Genomic DNA, 16217 nt, shown 5'->3' on the forward strand with positions numbered 1-16217 from the left:
CATGATGGTGATGGCCTCCATGGTGATGACCTTGACCTCCATGATGGTGATGGCCTCCATGGTGATGACCTTGACCTCCATGATGGTGGTGGCCTTGACCTCCATGATGAATATACGCAGCGGCTACTTCCTCTCCATCCGCTACATTTTCAGGGACTAATAAATAGACGTGTTCATCATCGACACTCTCTAAAAACCCTTGGAAGGTCTTTTCATCAAACATCTGAACGTGCACGTTCTGCCCAACGTGTTGCACACAATGATCGTATTTTTGTTTCATAGAATCCATTATAATCGCCTACCTCCTTCTACCCACTACGCTATTCACAAATGAAAGTTTGGTGAGTAAAAAAACAAAAATCCTCGCCTTCAAACACCACATTCTTCTCTGGTGTTGAAGACAAGGACTTCTCATCTATTGTTCAGTAGCGACATCACTACTTGCCTCATTACGCTTATCACGCATTTGAATGACATACGTCTGGATGATCATAAACAAACTTCCTGTTGCCCAGTAAAGAGATAGTGCAGACGGTAAAGCGATCCCGATAAACACGATCATGACCGGCATAATATATTGCATAATCTTCATTTGAGCAGCCATCTCTTGCGGCAGTTGTCTTGTGCTCAGTTGCATTTGCAAATACATGAGTACCCCGGCAAGTGCAGGCATAATGTAATACGGATCTGGTGCTCCTAAATCCATCCAGAGAAAACTGTGTGTTGCAATTTGTTCCGTTCGAATGATCGCGAAGTAAAACGCCATTAAAATCGGCATTTGAATGAGGATCGGAAGACACCCCATTAACGGGTTAATGCCACTTTTTTTGATAGAGCTGAATCATTTCTTGTTGCATTTTCGCTTGATCTTCTTGCTTCTTTGGATCGTACTTTTCACGAAGCTTATCCAATTCAGGTCTTAGTTTTTGCATAGCCTTGCTGCTTTTTTGTTGTTTCAAAAACAACGGCAAAATCGCCAATCTTATGACGACCGTCATAAGCATAATTGCAAGTCCATAACTGCCGTTAAACAGCTCCGCAGCTTGGATGATTAACCACGAAAGCGGAAATACGAAGAAGTGATCCCATATGCCTTCACTTTCAGAAGTAATTGGTGCTTGGTCCATTCCACAAGCAGTTAATACCATTAGAGCTATAACGAGTAACGTTATTATTTGTAAGCGTCGTTTCATTTCATTTCCTCCTTCGTTTTTACAACACGTTAACGAGTTTGAAGGAAAGAAATTTCATCATCATCGGATGAATGATCCGCAAGCGATGGTACTTTGCGCTTAATGATGCTAAATGTCCGTCTAGGGTTGAGACTATGAGCTTCTAAATCTTTAGTTTGATAACATCGTTGATGAACATGCCGTTCATCCCATACGTATGCAAACTCGATAAATAATCGAATCTGCAAACCGAGTAGCGCAATTTGTGAAAGCAACAACATAAACGTAAACCACTCAGTATCTGATATCATTTCAATCATAGTCTCACCCCTCTCTTGTCAGTTGCTATGCAATTATACCAAAGTCTTCTATGAAAACCTAATTGTCCTTTTCTCGATTTGTTACAATTAATGCACGTTTAATCATCTCGATTAAACGTCCTTGGGAATACAAAAGCACGCCTCCACGATAAACCCTCGTTGCAATGATCATTAAGATTGCAATCGATATGAAAAGAAGAACAAACGAAAGAATCATTTCAAATGAGGACGCTTCTCCCATACCAACCCGTAAAAACATAATCATTGGCGTAAAAAAATGGAATATACGACGTTACCGTAGTAATTGTTGCCGATGGGTTGCCTAAACTAAACATTGAAATGAGTAACGCTAGAATAACGAGCATGTTCATTGGTCCTACTGCAAGACCTACATCTTCAATTCGCGTCACTAACGAGCCGAGCATTGCAGCAAGTGTCGCGTATAAAAAGTAACCGAGTACAAAATAAACAAACGCTAACATAAATAGCTCTAACGAGAAGCTCGCTTCTTGAATCATTTCTTGTTCAGCCTGTCCGACATTACCACTAACTTGTGGAAGCGAACCATCCATCCCCATCCCAAAAGTAACAAGCGCCACGAGAAAGATAATGCTGTATTGGGTAAGACCGACAAGCCCAACCCCAAGAATCTTGCCAAACATTTGCTGTGCGGGTGACGTGCTCGTAATTAACAGCTCCATGACTCGTGAACTCTTCTCTGTCGCCACTTCTGAAGCAATCATGTTGCCAAGGAATAACACTGTAAAATAAATGACGAACAATAGAATATAAACGAAAAAGCGTGCCTGGTCGAGTTCCGCTTCGGAACGGGCGTTATCATCACTTGCTTCTAATGAGAAAGTGATCGGCTGAGCAATGTTCTCGATCACCTCTTCAGAAATCCCCGACTGCTCAATCCGTTTCTCTTCTGCAATTGACTGGATTTCCGATTCAAGAACTCTCGGCAAATACGATTGGTTGATTGACGGGGCTTCGTAATGAGCGACTGGGTGATCCACTGTCCCTTCAATAAAAAGCATAGCATCATAACGATCATACACTTCTTCATCGCTTACTCTAGACGAATCGTATTGCTCAAAATGAATGGTCTCGTCACGTTGATCAAAGACATGCTCTAATTCACCGAAGACCTCTTCTGTCTCATCAACAACAGCAACCGAATAGACGCTCGTTTCAGGATCATCATCAAAAAAAGTCGAGGATCGCTTCGATATTCAAAATGATTGACATAAACAAAATCATAAAAAAATGACGTGAAGAAGAACGTTTTAGAAACGACTTTCGTATAGAACGTGTGCCAAAGTACGAGCCCTATATTACGCATGTGCGGAACCTGCCTTATCAATAAAAATGTCATGAAGCGTTGGTTCTTCAACCGCAAATAGTTGAACGTTTCCTTTGTTATGTAACGCTTCAAAGACGGCATTCACAATCGCTTCGGTTTGAACGACAACTCGAGTTTCATGAGCTTCTTCTTGTACATCGATCACACCGTTAAGCGTCAGTAAATAATCTAAAGAAAAATCGGCCTTAATGCGAATCGTCCGACTCCGATAAGCCGCTTTTATTTGTTGAAGAGAACCATATGCCACTTGTTGTCCATTATTCAAAATGCTCAAATTCTCGCAAAGAGATTCCACGTGATCCATTCGATGACTTGAAAAAACAATCGTCGTCCCTTGGTCTCGCAAATCAAAGACTGCCTTTTTTTTAACACATTAATGTTAATCGGATCTAAACCGCTAAAAGGTTCATCCAAAATAAGTAGTTCTGGTTTATGCATAACACTCGCAATAAATTGGATCTTCTGCTGATTTCCTTTTGATAATTGTTCCATTCGTTTATTCTCATATTGCAATGCTTCAAATTGACGTAACCACTTCGTGACTTCATCTTTGACTTCTCGCTTTGTCATGCCTTTAAGACGACCAAGATAAATCAGTTGTTGCATCACATTTAACTTTGGATAGAGCCCTCGCTCTTCAGGTAAATAACCAATCGTTCGACTCGTTAGTTTGACTGGCGTTACATTGCCCCATGTAATCGTCCCTTGATTTGCTTTTAACAGTCCGAGCATTAATCGGAATGTCGTTGTCTTCCCAGCACCGTTCCTACCGAGCAAACCAAACATTTCACCGCGGTTCACTTCAAATGAAAGATTTTCTACGGCGACCTTTGAACCGTACTTTTTTTGTAACACCCTGTATCATCAATGACATATCCATGTCACCCTCTTTCTTCGTCGCCTTGTACTATAGCAACTTCATTACTTAAGAACAAGCTCTACAAAACGTTTTGATTTATGGTATAATTCTAACAAATTAACTGGAGGTAGATGCAACATGAGCTACGCATTAACCGTTTTTGACAAAAAAAGGCGAGCTACTTCTAAATGAGTCGTTCACATTCCCAAATGACCAAGAAGCGATTGACCACGGGAAGAAACTCCTTGAAGAAAAGTCTTATTCCACGACAACCCATCGTCTCGTACGAGCGGGAAAGTTGTTACTTTTCTATCGCTAACAAACGAACGAAAGGCTTAACGAATGATTGCATTCGTTAAGCCTTTCTTGCAGTTTAAAGGAGACTGACTTTCATCTGTTTTCTAAATACTTCTTTAATCATATAAGCGAGTCCGTTTTGATCTACAGAGCGAGTTAACCAATTACTAGCGGATACAACCGATGGTGGTGAGCCGCCCATTGCGACTCCTATGCCAACAGAATTTAATAATTGTTCGTCCCCGACTTTACACCCTGTTGCAACGATCTCTTCTGGTCTTATCCCTAATTCGTGACCTAAGAATAGAAGAGATTCTGCTTTTGTTGCTTGTTTCGTACTAATGTAAATCGTTTGATCAAGGCGCAAATCTAAAATTCTCACATCAGGAATCCGTTCATGTAAATGTTTCACTGCAATCGCCTTTAATTCTTCCGTCTCAAAATGAACGCGAAAGCGAATCGGCTCGATTCGATGTAAATCAATGTGTTCACTTAAATGATCAACGACTGATTGTGAAAATAGTGATTCGCTAAGGCTTACTGTCATTTTACCTAAGAAATTTTGTGGTTGCTGCTGACGGTTTGTAAGTTCGAACTTTCATGTTCAACAACGACTTGGCACGAAAAATGTTCCAATTCCATCGCAACATCTCTCGCCATTTCTACAGGGAACCTTGCTGCATGAAGAGGTTTATCTGCTTTTCCAGCAATTAATCCGCCACCGTAGGAGATCACCTCATGATTAATCTTCAAATGCTTAGCAATTTTCTCTAGCTGCTGGTGTGAACGATTGGAACATAATGTCACATATACACCTTTGTCTTGGACGAATTCAATGGCTTCCTTCGTCGTCCTAGACATGCGCCCATTTTCTTTTAATATGCTTCCATCAACAGAAAGTGCTAACATCCGATAGTTCATAACTTTTGTCCACTCCTTCTTATACACCGTCCTATTGCTAAAAAAATATGTACGAAACAAACAGAATAGAACATGTCTTAGTAGGAACTTAAAACGACCTTTATACATCTAACCTTTACTTCCACTATAGCTCGCCAACAAAAAAACCGGGAAACGAGCGTGATCGCTTCGTTTCCCGGTTTGCATATTACTGCTCTGGAGCTCCGTAAAGACGCTCAAGTGGTTGTGTAATCAGTTGGTTTACTTCACCGATCACTTGGCTCATTTTTTTGCTCTTGCTCCATTAATTTTGAAATTGTTTCATGTTGTTGAACCAATTCAAATTGCTTTTGAGCTTGCATGATTTCTTCTTCTGAAGGTTGTTCACCTTGCATTTGCTTTTCTTGAAGTGTTAATTGAATTTCACGGAAGTTCGTAAGCATGCGGCTTGCAACCTCATCACTTTCAACTTCTTTGTGTAGACGCTCAAGTTCCTTAAATTCATCACTTTCAGCAATTGCATTCGCAAGTTGTTGCGCTGTATCTTGTAAATTAGACATTTTGCATCCTCCTATCATTTGCCACGTAACTGGCACACTCACACGAGGATAACATTGTTCAACTCAATTGACAAAGAAAAACTCACATTAAATGAGCATAACGAGCACAATTCCTTGGACGAGCCCAATAACCGCTCCAAGAACACCACCTAAATACTTGATCATCCGAAACTCTCTTCGTGATATATCAAGAACAATTGCTTCTAATCGTTCCACTGAAAAAGCGTTCACTTGTTCTGCGACGACCTCTTCTAAATTTAGGAACTCAAGCATTGAAGGTAGTTTTCGTTGAAGTACGTAGCTCGATTTCGACACACTTGCCGTAACAATTCGTTCAATCCATTGTGGATTAATAAAGGTATTCCATTCATTAACAGGGCGATGGATTAGCTTATCAATTGGCAAACGTTCTAACGTATACGTAATCAACGTATTCTGAATGCCTTTAGTATCTTCATGATCTAACCAGTCATGGAGGGGCTTGTTTGTCTGTTCCGTTAACTCTGACTGCATCTTCGTAGTCACCCACTGGCGTATATCACTAGACGTCATCGCACGAACGACTTCTGGGTAAAGCCTTTCAATAATACGGTCTGGTTTTACAAAAGAACCGAGCATTTGTACAAACGAGCCTTGTCGCTCAAGAAACTGACGTACAACTCGTAAAAACTGCGCTCTTCCTTCATCAGAATTCAAGTAACTTTCTAGTCGTTCAAACGCCCATTCTGTAACGACTGGAACCTTCTCATGCGCTCCTTTTGTTACTTCCTCTGGCAACAATTCAGCGAGCGTTAGATGACGATTCTGTTCTAACCAGTCATTCACCCGTTCATGAACAATCGTTTCTAACTTTGTATAGACCCACTCTTCTAGCTCTATAGAAGAATCATACTCTTGCACGAGTGCTGCAATTGAGCGTTCTTCCGTTTGCAGCCATTTATGAATGCTTTCTTTTGCCCAGTTTGATACTTCTTGTTGGAATTCAGGGTTGGTAAGTTTATGTTCCAATCCGTCTGCGGTTAAAAGATGATTCATAACGACTTTTCCTAAATGTTCAGCAATTTCTTTTTGACGTTTTGGAATGAGACCTGGCGTTAACGGAACCTTTTTCTTCCCTATGTACAATGTTTTATATGGACGAAACAACATAGAAATCGCAATAATATTCGTGACAAGCCCGATGACTCCAGCGAGAGTCATGGAGAACAAAATAATCCAGACGCCATTCATTAGCACTGTCTCCTATCTAAAACATCTTCATTTCTATTCGCTAGTCATGATACCATAAAACATGTAGAAACGTGACATGAGGAGGATACGATGTTCCAACATTTTCAATATGAGACTGTAAAAAAACAATTGGATCTCTAAAGAATGGAAATTTTCCTTTTTTTATAAAGGGGTTTTTATGAGGGTATGTATCATGGAGATGGGCAGATTAAGTGGAAACGTACGCCCGAGGTAGATCTTGAAAAGATTGAAGCGCATATTCATGATTTAATGCTCTATCACGAATTCGAAGAACATCAGCCACCACAATAAACAAAATGAAAAGGCAGCATAAGCTGCCTTTTCTAGCCATCTTTATTTAATTAGATGTTCATTAGTGCGTTACTTTTGGTAACCACCCATTTGTTGCTCAGCCATTTGAACTAAGCGTTTTGTGATTTCCCCTCCAACTGAACCGTTAGAGCGTGCTGTTGAGTCTGGTCCTAGTTGGACACCGAACTCAGAAGCGATTTCGTATTTCATTTGGTCTAGAGCTTGTTGTACACCAGGTACTACAAGTTGGTTTGAGCTTCTGTTATCTGCCATGTGTTTCACCTCCCTCTCTGTGTACCTATATTGTGGCTCGATTTGAAATCTCTATCCGTGTTTTTTTTAATTGTTAACTTCATCCAATTACTTAAACGTAAAAAAACCCTTGATCTACAAGGGTTTTAGACTGGAGTAACACTCCGCTTTTTATTAGGCTGATTAACCGTTTTATTTTCGTATTGCTTAAAGCGGCGAATAAGCTCATTTCGAAGCTCATTTGGTTTGATAATTTCATCAATGATCATCTCTGAAGCTAGGCGGTAAACATCAATGTCTTCTTGGTATTCTTTTCGTTTCTCTTGAACAAAAGCTTGGCGCTCTTCCTCTGGAAGCTCTGCGATTTTGTTCGCATATACTGCGTTCACAGCAGCTTCTGGACCCATAACTGCAATTTGTGCCTCAGGGAAAGCTAGCGTACAATCTGGCTCAAATGCAGGGCCTGACATCGCATAAAGACCGGCGCCGTATGCTTTTCGTACGATCACTGAAATTCTCGGAACGGTTGCACTGCTCATCGCACTTAACATCTTTGCACCGTGCCGAATGATTCCTGCTCGTTCCACATGCGTACCGATCATAAATCCTGGTACGTCCGCAAGGAATAAGAGCGGAATGTTGTACGCATCACAGATCGTCATAAACCTCGCTGCTTTGTCAGCTGAATCGTGGAACAACACACCACCTTTAATTTTCGGTTGGTTTGCTACGACTCCGATAACTCGACCTTCGATCGTAATGAATGCTGTGAGTAGTTCAGGTGCAAAACGTTCCTTTACTTCAAACAAGCTATCTTCATCAGCAATACGCTTAATCATGACTCGCATATCAAAAGGCGCGTTTTGGTTATTCGGAAGTAAAGATTGTACATCTTGCTCTGACGGCAACGTGTAATCAATCGTTGCTGGCTTTTCATGGCAGTTTTTTTGGCATATAGCGCATATACTGACGAGCTGCGATAATGGCTTCATCTTCGTCTTGAGCTAAGTAATCACCACAACCTGACACCGAGCAATGCATTTTCGCTCCGCCCATTTCTTCTAGACTAACCTTCTCACCAATAACCATTTCCGCCATCCGTGGAGATCCCAAATACATCGAAGCGTTTTGGTCGACCATTATAACGAAATCGCAAAACGCCGGTATGTACGCACCTCCAGCAGCCGACGGTCCGAACAACAAACAAATTTGTGGAATTTGTCCTGAAAGTCGAATCTGATTATGAAAAATCCGGCCAGCACCACGTCTTCCAGGAAACATGTCGATTTGGTCGGTAATTCTAGCTCCTGCAGAGTCTACAAGATACAACATAGGTGTATTTAATCGCTCTGCCGTTTCTTGAATACGAATGATCTTCTCGACAGTTCGAGCTCCCCAAGATCCCGCTTTGACCGTTGAATCATTGGCCATAAAACAGACGCTTTCACCGTGAATTGTGCCCATTCCAGTCACAACCCCATCAGCAGGTAATCCTTCAGCCATGTTGTTTGCAAACTTCCCATCTTCAAACGTAATGGAACCATCATCAAGCAAATCAGCAAGTCGATCTCTTACAAATTTCTTTCCTTTAGCACTGTTGCTTTCATGATATTTCGCAGCTCCACCTTCTTCAATCGTCTGTTGAATAGCGAGGTGATCTTTTTTTAGTGTTAACCATATCTCGTTCACTACTTTCCTATATAGGATGGCGTTCGTTTTTCCTTAAAGGCAAGTAATCCTTCTTTGCGATCAGCAGTTGGAATCGTCTTCTCATAACTCGCTCGTTCAATTGCAAGTCCTGTTTCTAAATCGTTTAATAGGCCTAAATCAATCGCTTGCTTTGCCATCTTTGTGGCAAGAGGACCGTTGTTAGCAATGGTCAATGCAAGCTCCTTTGCCGTTTGAACGACGTCTTGAAGAGGCACACATTCTTCGAAGATGCCTATATCAAACGCTTCTTGACCGCTAATACGTGCAGCAGAGAAAATTAATTGCTTCGCTTTTCCGGGTCCGATTAATTTCGCAAGTCGTTGTGTCCCACCTGCACCAGGAATAATGGCAAGGGATGTTTCAGGCAGTCCGTACGTCCCCTCTATCGCTCCTACGCGAATGTCAGTAGCGAGAGCCAGTTCTAATCCACCACCAAGTGCACTACCATTTACAGCTGCAATGGTAGGTTGTGGAATCGTTGAGACGAGGTGAACGACCGATTGAATGTAGTGGACTGCTGCCACAACTTCTTTCTCAGTCATTGATGAACGTTCTTTTAGATCCGCTCCTGCAGAAAAAAATCTTATTGCCTGCTGCAGTAAATACAACGACTTTTACTTCTTCATTAAATTTAATTGATTCGATTTCGCTCTTTAATTCATCTAAAAGTGCTTTTGACAAGCTGTTTGCTTGTTCTTTGCGGTTAAGTTGGACGTAACAAATGCCAGATTCATCAATTTCTACTGTAATGTTTGTCACTTGCAACAGCCCCTTTACTCGATTTCAAATAATACGTCGCCTTCATTTACAAATTCGCCTTCGTTCTTTTGAACTTGTTTAACGACGCCTGCTGATTCGGCTTCAATTGGAATTTCCATCTTCATGGATTCCAAAATTGCAACTTCTTCACCTGCTTCTACCGTGTCCCCTACGTTTTTTTAACACTTTCCACAGATTACCTGCCATCGTTGATGTGATTGTTGTCATGTGACCATCTCCTTATTGTAGTATCGTCTCTTTATGCTTTTGAACAAAGTTTGTATTCATGTTTTCATTTATAAAGTCAGGTTGGTCGAGCACACGACGTAAAAATGGAATGTTCGTTTTAATCCCTTCTATGCTCGTGTTTAAGAGCGTTTGCTTCATTTTCTCAATCGCTTTTTGTCGATCAAGATCATGAACGATGACTTTAGCGATCATCGGGTCATAAAAAGGGGTCACTTCTGTTCCAGTTTCAATCGAGTGATCGACACGCACGTCTCTAGGAAACAAAACGTTCGATAGCGTCCCAGGTGATGGAAAAACGTCACGGGATCTTCTGCATACACGCGGCATTCAATGCTATGTCCTGTGAACGTGACCTCCTCTTGACGAACTGATAACCCTTTTCCGCTCGCAACGGTTAATTGTTCTTTTACGAGATCTACACCTGTAATGGCCTCCGTAACCGGATGTTCTACTTGTAACCTCGTGTTCATTTCTAAAAAGTAAAATTGTCCTTCTTCATAGAGAAACTCTAACGTACCCGCATTAACATACTGCAAAGACGTTACTGCTTTTAAAGCTGCTTGCCTCATCGCTTCACGAACATCATCGCCTAATGCTGGAGCGGGTGCTTCTTCAATTACTTTTTGATGGCGTCTTTGGATGGAGCAATCTCGTTCTCCAAGGTGAATGGCATCACCGAATGAATCAGCAATTACTTGAATTTCAATGTGTCTTGGATTTAGTAAAGCCTTCTCCAAGTAAAGGTTTCCGGAACCAAAATAGTTCTTCGCACGACGTTGATTGCTGCTATACGCTTTTCGCAATTGATCATCGTTCGTGACAAGTTCCATGCCTATTCCCCCACCACCTGCTGCAGCCTTAACCATGAGGGATATCCAATCGTTGCAGCAACTTCAACCGCTTCATCTGCAGAAGCAACGCTATGATTACCTGGAAGAACAGGAACGCCGGCTGCTTCCATCTTCTCTCGTGCAGAGATTTTGTCACCCATCGCTTCGATCGTTTCAGGTCGAGGACCGACAAAGACAAGATCATTTTCTTTGCACAATCTAGAAAATTCGGCATTTTCCGACAAGAAACCATAACCAGGATGGATTGCCTCTGCCCCTGATTCTTTGGCTACTTCAATGATTTTTTGATCGTTCAAATAGCTATCCTTCGCTGCTGAACCACCAATGTGATAAGCTTCATCCGCAATTTTGACATGTAAGCTCGTTGCGTCTGCATCCGAATAAACCGCAACGGATGCAATACCCATTTCTTTACACGTACGAATAATTCTACACGCAATCTCGCCTCGGTTTGCGATTAGAACTTTCTTAAACATGGTTATCACTCCTCTACATTGGACATCCAATTTCACGACTAATTACCATTCGTTGGATCTCAGAAGTACCTTCACCAATTTCCATAAGCTTCGTATCTCTCAACATACGCTCTACCTCGAATTCACGCATATACCCAGAACCTCCGTGAATTTGGATCGCGTCATTACATACTTTTGTTGCCATTTCTGATGCGTACAATTTCGCAAATGCAGCTTCTTTTTTAAATGGCTTCTTCTCATCTTTTAGCCAAGCAGCTTTGTGTACCATCGTTCTCGCTAATTCAATTTGCATAGCCATGTCAGCTAACTTAAATTGAATGGATTGGAACTTACCGATCTGTTCACCAAATTGCTTACGCTCTTTTGAATAGTTCAGTGCACGTTCATAAGCAGCTTGAGCAATTCCAACGGCAAGTGCACCGATTGAAATTCTTCCGCCATCTAACGTTTCCAAAAACTGATGAAAGCCTTTTTCAGAGTCACCTAAAAGATTCTCTTCAGGAATCATCACGTCTTGTAACACTAATTCAGTCGTATTCGAACCTCGTACTCCCATCTTTTCATAAGGGCTCGAAATTGTAAATCCTTTCTGATTAGTCGGAACAATAAATGCAGAGATGATACTTTTACCGTTTGTTTTCTTCCCGGACACAGCGGTTATAATGACAGCTTTTGCATACTCCGCATTCGTAATCCAGCATTTTTCACCGTTGATCACATACTGATCACCTTGTTTTTTTGCTGTCGTTTTTGTCCCTCCAGCGTCAGAACCTGCATTAGGTTCTGTCAACCCAAATGAACCTAAGGATTCGCCTTTGCAAATCGGAACTAGAAATTCTTCTTTTTGTTTTTCATTGCCGAAATTCAGTAATGGGCTTGCACCAAGCGAAACAGATGCTGCATAGCTAAGCCCTGTTCCACCACAACCTTTACCGATTTCTTCTACCGCAAGTGCGTACGACAATGTATCTGCACCTGCTCCACCGTACTTTTCAGGAATTGGCAAACCAGAAATGCCAAGCTCAGCCATGCGATCAAAGTTTTCCTTTGGAAATCGTGAAGTTTGATCCACTTCAATCGCTTTTGGTGCCACTTCTGCTTTTACAAAATCTCGAACTGTGTCTCGGATCATCCGTTGTTCTTTCGATAATGCAAAATTCAATACAATCCCTCGCTTTATTTAGAATTTGCCGACTGAGCAAGCGCTCAATCGGTTCAGATCAGTAAGCGCTTACAGTAACCATACTATACTGTTAATTAACCGTCTAGTATTAGTTCACTTATGACAAACGAGCTTAACGAGTAGTGATGTGGTTTTCTTTCCCTACATTCGCATTCCCTATGATTGATTCTCATATGGTATAGTAGAGCTTAATCATTGTACGTTAAGGGAGGACTGAACTCATTGGTATTCCCCATTATTTTAGGTAGTTTGATTGGAATAACATTGCTAGGATGGCTCGTTGGTTATTCAGTATTGTTAAAGTTTGTAAAACGAATTGAAAAACGTTGGTCACAGCTCTCTAGACTCCTTCATCGCTATGAGCGCATCGTACATAAAGTCGTACACAAAGTTCAAGACAGCAAACGACAACATGACTTGCTTCTCTCATTAGCGTTGATTAATGACCCATCGTTAACTCGTCATAAGCGGCTCCATTGGTTTCATCACATCAATGCTCAAGTAAAAGAAATCCAAGAACACGAGGCACCAACATTTTTTTAACATTCAAGAAGAACGAATTGAGCTTGAACAATTGGTTACGTATATTTCCTATGAAGTACAAGCGTATGAACACGAACTACAGCTATACAACAAAGGAATTTCAACGGCTCCAACGAAATTTGTAGCACGAATTCACCAGTTCGAAAACACGTATGGTGACGCTTCAGACGATTGTAAGCAAACAGTAACTTCGAATTAAATTATTACAATTTTATTAAGTGTTATGGAATAAATGGATGTAATATGCTATATTTACGCCGACAGGGTCTTCATTGATCGAATCAATGATTCGATTCAACTGCTTACTTTGCATTACCTTCTTGATGCGTGTATTTTGATCTTGGCGACCTACTTTGTAGGTCGTCCTTTTTTTTACGAAACATTGACATTTTTTTTGTAATAAAAAGGAGTAAATCCCTGACAGGCGCTTTGTTTTTCTAGGCAAATCGTTTGCCTCATATTGTCATCAATAAAAAAGCCGACAGAAAACACTTTAGAATTTCACTACGCCTCTCAACAATTGTAGTATCATTCAGAACGCGTCTGTCGACTTGTTTTATGATTACTTATTGCATCATTTCGTTTTTCGATGAATTCTACGGCCATCGTACGTAAATACGGTTATTTTCCCAGCACAAACCGTTTCTAAATGAACCGGCCTTCCCCATAAGTGATACATGTACGGAATCGTTTTCTCGAGTTCCTTCACATCAAGCTCAATTCCCTCAAACTGATGCGTAACGTAAAGTTCCCCCGCACGTAAATAATTTCCATCTGTCACCGTTAAATAAGGAAAGCCGCCATTAACCCTTGAAGCCACTAATTCATCACGAACGTGTTCCCACGACTTATCGGTAATTTCATATTGATTGCCCTTTTTTCCGAATAGGTAGAGGTCTTCTCGTTCCACTAAATCTTTCGTCAAATAATTTCTAAGAAACGATGCATCCGACTCTAATTCTCTCACTTCAAAGATTTTTTCACGACCACTTCCTTGCTTAATTCCTAATTGTTTCAGTTCGTCGTTCGGATTGTCGTACCTTTCCTCAATATCTTCAAAAATCTTTAAACCTAAATAATACGGGTTAATTGTCGTTTTAGATGGTACAACGACACTTGCGTTTAACTTCGCGAATTCAATCGTCTCTGCAAATGATAAGTCCACTTCTCTCATAATTCTCGCATGCCAAAACGAAGCCCAGCCTTCGTTCATAATTTTCGTTTCCATTTGTGGCCAAAAGTAAAGCATCTCTTCTCGCATCATCGTTAAAATATCCCGCTGCCAATCTTCAAGCTCTGTACTATGTTCTTCTATAAACAAAAGTAAATCTTTTTCAGGTTTCTCTGGGAACTTTCTTCTTCATTTTTTTTCACAGGCTCTTTTCGCTTCGGTTTCCCACAAATCTTCATACGGGTCGGATTTCTTTTGCTTCGGTTTTAAGGCTTTTTCTCTCTCTTCACCTTTTGGCAAACGATAAGGGTCGACATGTTCTTGAATGGCAAGAACTGCATCAAGAAATGTCTCCACTTCTTCTTTGCCATGAATTTGCTCATAATGAAAAATTCGCTCAGCGGTCGCGCTCATGCTTTCGACCATATCTTTTCTCGTGTTTACAAATCGACAATTATTCTTAAAGAAATCGCAATGTGCAAGAACGTGAGCAACAATTAACTCGTTTTGAATCAATGAATTATTATTTAACAAAAATGCATAACAAGGATTCGAGTTAATCACTAGTTCATAAATCTTGCTCAATCCTAAATCATATTGAACTTTCATTTTATGGAACTGCTTACCGAAACTCCAATGACTAAATCGAGTAGGCATCCCATAAGCACCAAACGTATAAATTATATCGGCCGGGCAAATTTCATATCTCATCGGATAAAAATCTATCCGAACCCTTCAGCAATCTCTGTGATCTCTGCAATTTTGAATTGAAGTTCACGGTGTTCTTGTACGGTCATCCATCTTCCCCCTTAAACTTCTGCTACTTCTATTTATATGTTTTAACTTGGTGTAAATGAATCATCATGTTTTAACATTTCAAGATGTAGGTATAAGTCTGTATAGAGGAGGGGTTTTCCCATGCGTTACCATATTGTTGTTCATGGCGCTGTGCAAGGCGTAGGTTTTAGACAATTCACATTACAAACCGCAAAAAAAACACCATCTGAGCGGTTGGGTTCGAAACCGTTCAGATGGTGCTGTAGAAATGAACGTACAAGGCGATCATTCAAGTATGGATTCCTTTCTTGAAGAGATTACAAAAGGAAATGATTTATCAAACGTAGAAGATGTCATTACGACGAAAAAAAAGAAAATGAAAACGATGATTCAACGTTTAAGATTGTATATTAGCAGACTTCTGGATTAGAAAATGTCCACGCGCTTCTAATTGTTCAACAGCTTCAAGCACAGGAAGTTTTGGGAGGTGAAAGGTGTCTTGTAAGACGGCTTTCATCTCTTCTAATGATTTTATTGATCTCTCTGTTTTACTTCCTCCGCCTCGCATCGTTAATACAGTATTTTTCAAAGATAGCATTCGTTGTTTGTGCTCACACCATTTATCAATGCGAATGCAGCTCATATAAGGCCCATTTTCCAGAAACGATTGTTGGATCGGTTGCACTAAATCATCTATCGTATAACGCTGATCACTACGGAAGGCCCACTTCTTACTGACTTGCCTGCCTCCAATCGTTCGAACATACGTGAACGTATGTGGCTCTTCTCCTTTTCTCAGGTGTACCTTCTCCCCAGCGAAAATCGGTGTTTGTCGCTCAATCCCAAGCGGTAACGGAGCTAGAATCGGTGCCGTTGTACCCACATCTACGTACCACACCTTCTTTGAATCAGCTAACCCTACTAACAACGCCAAATGCTCGTTACCAGGACGAATATACGACACCACATACCCGAGCTCCCTCAAGAGCCTGGCAAATTGAATGTTCAACGTATAGCACGTCCCACCCATATCATAGTTTTTACGCCGATCTAAAAACTCGTCAACTGTAATGATTTGGTTTTTTTTCGTACTGATCAATTAAGAGCTTACTGACGTTTTCAAATGGGAAAACGAGTCGATGGCGCTTCATTAATTTTTTTAGAAACGGAAGTGACGGCTGCTTTTGCTCAACGTTCAACAACCTTAAATACTCCAAAACCCACATTTTA

The 16217-nt window shown here is 40.9% G+C and carries 20 protein-coding genes and 7 pseudogenes; 6 read left to right on the forward strand and 21 right to left on the reverse strand.

The genetic code is table 11. From position 1 onward, the window contains the following. From JCM19055_RS21000 to JCM19055_RS21020, 8 genes and pseudogenes are all read right to left on the reverse strand, one after another. Positions 1-289 (reverse strand): annotated as a pseudogene (locus JCM19055_RS21000) (hypothetical protein); the annotation flags it as partial. A 126-nt stretch (positions 290-415) separates the two neighbouring features. Continuing rightward, on the reverse strand, positions 416-778 hold the full coding sequence (locus tag JCM19055_RS32445; RefSeq protein WP_370543261.1) for a YidC/Oxa1 family membrane protein insertase: 363 nt from the start codon (positions 776-778) through the stop codon (positions 416-418). 34 nt (positions 779-812) lie between these two features. Next, the gene (locus tag JCM19055_RS32450) at positions 813-1193 is read right to left on the reverse strand and encodes a YidC/Oxa1 family membrane protein insertase (RefSeq protein WP_370543262.1); all 381 of its coding nucleotides are present in this window, start codon (positions 1191-1193) and stop codon (positions 813-815) included. Between the two features lie 29 nt (positions 1194-1222). After that, positions 1223-1492 carry a hypothetical protein gene (locus JCM19055_RS21010; protein ID WP_042361202.1) on the reverse strand — a complete coding sequence of 90 codons (270 nt, stop codon included), beginning with the start codon at positions 1490-1492 and terminating at the stop codon, positions 1223-1225. A gap of 58 nt (positions 1493-1550) precedes the next feature. Then, entirely contained in the window at positions 1551-1733 is a 183-nt protein-coding gene (locus tag JCM19055_RS24920) for a hypothetical protein (protein ID WP_052366635.1), read from the reverse strand. Then, entirely contained in the window at positions 1711-2727 is a 1017-nt protein-coding gene (locus JCM19055_RS21015; RefSeq protein ID WP_081833879.1) for an ABC transporter permease, read from the reverse strand. The genes JCM19055_RS24920 and JCM19055_RS21015 overlap by 23 nt, the downstream gene beginning before the upstream one ends. 102 nt (positions 2728-2829) lie before the next feature. Further along, the gene (locus JCM19055_RS32455; RefSeq protein ID WP_370543263.1) at positions 2830-3123 is read right to left on the reverse strand and encodes a DUF4162 domain-containing protein; all 294 of its coding nucleotides are present in this window, start codon (positions 3121-3123) and stop codon (positions 2830-2832) included. A 5-nt stretch (positions 3124-3128) separates the two neighbouring features. Next, positions 3129-3713: an ABC transporter ATP-binding protein gene (locus JCM19055_RS21020; protein WP_370543264.1), complete on the reverse strand. Its 585-nt coding sequence runs from the start codon at positions 3711-3713 to the stop codon at positions 3129-3131. 164 nt (positions 3714-3877) lie between these two features. On the opposite strand from JCM19055_RS21020, the gene JCM19055_RS26800 reads away from it, so the two are divergent. Continuing rightward, on the forward strand, positions 3878-4036 hold the full coding sequence (locus JCM19055_RS26800; protein ID WP_152550014.1) for a YhzD family protein: 159 nt from the start codon (positions 3878-3880) through the stop codon (positions 4034-4036). Between the two features lie 54 nt (positions 4037-4090). On the opposite strand, the gene JCM19055_RS21025 is transcribed toward JCM19055_RS26800, so the two are convergent. The 4 genes and pseudogenes from JCM19055_RS21025 to JCM19055_RS21040 all read right to left on the reverse strand — a co-directional run bounded on the left by JCM19055_RS21025 (position 4091) and on the right by JCM19055_RS21040 (position 6704). Beyond that, positions 4091-4561, reverse strand: a complete 471-nt coding sequence (locus JCM19055_RS21025; RefSeq protein WP_042361203.1) for an HAD hydrolase family protein — start codon at positions 4559-4561, stop codon at positions 4091-4093. Positions 4562-4566: 5 nt separating this feature from the next. Next, a complete protein-coding gene (locus JCM19055_RS21030) occupies positions 4567-4935 on the reverse strand; it encodes an HAD family hydrolase (protein ID WP_042361204.1) in 369 nt (122 codons plus the stop codon). A 187-nt stretch (positions 4936-5122) separates the two neighbouring features. Continuing rightward, positions 5123-5474, reverse strand: a pseudogene (locus JCM19055_RS21035) (YlbF family regulator). A gap of 87 nt (positions 5475-5561) precedes the next feature. After that, the gene (locus JCM19055_RS21040) at positions 5562-6704 is read right to left on the reverse strand and encodes a DUF445 domain-containing protein (protein ID WP_042361206.1); all 1143 of its coding nucleotides are present in this window, start codon (positions 6702-6704) and stop codon (positions 5562-5564) included. Between the two features lie 186 nt (positions 6705-6890). On the opposite strand from JCM19055_RS21040, the gene JCM19055_RS32460 reads away from it, so the two are divergent. Further along, positions 6891-7016 carry a DUF5342 family protein gene (locus tag JCM19055_RS32460; protein ID WP_193745538.1) on the forward strand — a complete coding sequence of 42 codons (126 nt, stop codon included), beginning with the start codon at positions 6891-6893 and terminating at the stop codon, positions 7014-7016. A 69-nt stretch (positions 7017-7085) separates the two neighbouring features. On the opposite strand, the gene JCM19055_RS21045 is transcribed toward JCM19055_RS32460, so the two are convergent. From JCM19055_RS21045 to JCM19055_RS21070, 6 genes and pseudogenes are all read right to left on the reverse strand, one after another. Further along, entirely contained in the window at positions 7086-7289 is a 204-nt protein-coding gene (locus JCM19055_RS21045; RefSeq protein WP_042361208.1) for an alpha/beta-type small acid-soluble spore protein, read from the reverse strand. 125 nt (positions 7290-7414) lie between these two features. Then, positions 7415-8948 (reverse strand): annotated as a pseudogene (locus JCM19055_RS21050) (acyl-CoA carboxylase subunit beta). Between the two features lie 8 nt (positions 8949-8956). After that, positions 8957-9737 (reverse strand): annotated as a pseudogene (locus JCM19055_RS21055) (enoyl-CoA hydratase-related protein). A 14-nt stretch (positions 9738-9751) separates the two neighbouring features. After that, positions 9752-9965: pseudogene (locus tag JCM19055_RS21060) on the reverse strand (acetyl-CoA carboxylase biotin carboxyl carrier protein subunit). A 12-nt stretch (positions 9966-9977) separates the two neighbouring features. After that, positions 9978-11313: pseudogene (locus JCM19055_RS21065) on the reverse strand (acetyl/propionyl/methylcrotonyl-CoA carboxylase subunit alpha). Positions 11314-11326: 13 nt separating this feature from the next. Next, positions 11327-12475 carry an acyl-CoA dehydrogenase family protein gene (locus JCM19055_RS21070; RefSeq protein ID WP_042361210.1) on the reverse strand — a complete coding sequence of 383 codons (1149 nt, stop codon included), beginning with the start codon at positions 12473-12475 and terminating at the stop codon, positions 11327-11329. 243 nt (positions 12476-12718) lie between these two features. On the opposite strand from JCM19055_RS21070, the gene JCM19055_RS21075 reads away from it, so the two are divergent. Further along, on the forward strand, positions 12719-13039 hold the full coding sequence (locus JCM19055_RS21075) for a hypothetical protein (RefSeq protein ID WP_042361211.1): 321 nt from the start codon (positions 12719-12721) through the stop codon (positions 13037-13039). Between the two features lie 31 nt (positions 13040-13070). Further along, positions 13071-13238: a hypothetical protein gene (locus JCM19055_RS30685; protein WP_265182436.1), complete on the forward strand. Its 168-nt coding sequence runs from the start codon at positions 13071-13073 to the stop codon at positions 13236-13238. A gap of 375 nt (positions 13239-13613) precedes the next feature. Here the strand turns inward: JCM19055_RS30685 and JCM19055_RS21080 are convergent. Continuing rightward, positions 13614-15007, reverse strand: a pseudogene (locus JCM19055_RS21080) (SpoVR family protein). Positions 15008-15128: 121 nt separating this feature from the next. On the opposite strand from JCM19055_RS21080, the gene JCM19055_RS30690 reads away from it, so the two are divergent. Together JCM19055_RS30690 and JCM19055_RS30695 are read left to right on the forward strand one after the other, a co-directional pair. Next, a complete protein-coding gene (locus tag JCM19055_RS30690; RefSeq protein ID WP_265182437.1) occupies positions 15129-15299 on the forward strand; it encodes an acylphosphatase in 171 nt (56 codons plus the stop codon). Continuing rightward, the gene (locus tag JCM19055_RS30695) at positions 15256-15417 is read left to right on the forward strand and encodes a hypothetical protein (RefSeq protein ID WP_265182438.1); all 162 of its coding nucleotides are present in this window, start codon (positions 15256-15258) and stop codon (positions 15415-15417) included. The genes JCM19055_RS30690 and JCM19055_RS30695 overlap by 44 nt, the downstream gene beginning before the upstream one ends. On the opposite strand, the gene JCM19055_RS21085 is transcribed toward JCM19055_RS30695, so the two are convergent. Together JCM19055_RS21085 and JCM19055_RS27765 are read right to left on the reverse strand one after the other, a co-directional pair. Beyond that, a complete protein-coding gene (locus tag JCM19055_RS21085; protein ID WP_152550015.1) occupies positions 15385-16086 on the reverse strand; it encodes an arylamine N-acetyltransferase in 702 nt (233 codons plus the stop codon). The two genes, JCM19055_RS30695 and JCM19055_RS21085, sit on opposite strands and share 33 nt — an antisense overlap. Then, complete coding sequence (locus JCM19055_RS27765; RefSeq protein ID WP_193745539.1) at positions 16049-16213, reverse strand: hypothetical protein; 165 nt, start codon at positions 16211-16213, stop codon at positions 16049-16051. The genes JCM19055_RS21085 and JCM19055_RS27765 overlap by 38 nt, the downstream gene beginning before the upstream one ends. Positions 16214-16217 lie beyond the last annotated feature (4 nt).

The organism is Geomicrobium sp. JCM 19055 (assembly GCF_000698185.1).
Taxonomy (GTDB): Bacteria; Bacillota; Bacilli; order Bacillales; family Marinococcaceae; genus Geomicrobium_A; species Geomicrobium_A sediminis.

Bases quoted from the DNA above. Each gene is read 5' to 3' on its own strand.
- JCM19055_RS32445 (WP_370543261.1), bottom strand. From the start codon at position 778: ATGCCGATTTTAATGGCGTTTTACTTCGCGATCATTCGAACGGAACAA.
- JCM19055_RS32450 (WP_370543262.1), bottom strand. From the start codon at position 1,193: ATGAAACGACGCTTACAAATAATAACGTTACTCGTTATAGCTCTAATG.
- JCM19055_RS21010 (WP_042361202.1), bottom strand. From the start codon at position 1,492: ATGATTGAAATGATATCAGATACTGAGTGGTTTACGTTTATGTTGTTG.
- JCM19055_RS24920 (WP_052366635.1), bottom strand. From the start codon at position 1,733: ATGGGAGAAGCGTCCTCATTTGAAATGATTCTTTCGTTTGTTCTTCTT.
- JCM19055_RS21025 (WP_042361203.1), bottom strand. From the start codon at position 4,561: ATGACAGTAAGCCTTAGCGAATCACTATTTTCACAATCAGTCGTTGAT.
- JCM19055_RS21030 (WP_042361204.1), bottom strand. From the start codon at position 4,935: ATGAACTATCGGATGTTAGCACTTTCTGTTGATGGAAGCATATTAAAA.
- JCM19055_RS21040 (WP_042361206.1), bottom strand. From the start codon at position 6,704: ATGAATGGCGTCTGGATTATTTTGTTCTCCATGACTCTCGCTGGAGTC.
- JCM19055_RS32460 (WP_193745538.1), top strand. From the start codon at position 6,891: ATGTATCATGGAGATGGGCAGATTAAGTGGAAACGTACGCCCGAGGTA.
- JCM19055_RS21045 (WP_042361208.1), bottom strand. From the start codon at position 7,289: ATGGCAGATAACAGAAGCTCAAACCAACTTGTAGTACCTGGTGTACAA.
- JCM19055_RS30690 (WP_265182437.1), top strand. From the start codon at position 15,129: ATGCGTTACCATATTGTTGTTCATGGCGCTGTGCAAGGCGTAGGTTTT.
- JCM19055_RS30695 (WP_265182438.1), top strand. From the start codon at position 15,256: ATGAACGTACAAGGCGATCATTCAAGTATGGATTCCTTTCTTGAAGAG.
- JCM19055_RS27765 (WP_193745539.1), bottom strand. From the start codon at position 16,213: ATGTGGGTTTTGGAGTATTTAAGGTTGTTGAACGTTGAGCAAAAGCAG.